This is a genomic window from Pseudoalteromonas sp. SIMBA_162, from assembly GCF_046535955.1.
Lineage (GTDB): Bacteria > Pseudomonadota > Gammaproteobacteria > Enterobacterales > Alteromonadaceae > Pseudoalteromonas > Pseudoalteromonas marina.
Genome location: NZ_JAWJBQ010000451.1, coordinates 1 through 269, shown reverse-complemented (window position 1 = coordinate 269; position 269 = coordinate 1). Strand labels below are relative to the sequence as shown.

Genomic DNA, 269 nt, shown 5'->3' with positions numbered 1-269 from the left:
CAACGGTTTTAGTTTAGTCCAGAAAAATACAGGAAACAGAATATCAAGAACAATCCCAATATAAGCAACAAGGTAACGCAAGGGCGGGTCAAAAATAACGGATGAAAGGCTAATAACTGCGCTAACTAATAGGGCGAAGCCAAGCCTTGAGGAAAGTTCGCCGCGAGAATCGAGTTTACTAATGGATGAAATATACATAACACTGATGATTGCACGTATACCAAAATAGCAGGCAATAATGAGCGGGTAGTTCACTTCCAAGTCTTCCC

General features: G+C 41.3%; 1 protein-coding gene. It reads right to left on the bottom strand.

Features of this window, described 5'->3' with window-relative positions; all coding sequences use genetic code 11:
• A partial coding sequence (locus tag R0J88_RS20445) for a hypothetical protein (protein WP_410900941.1) occupies positions 1-269 on the bottom strand: 269 nt, incomplete at both ends.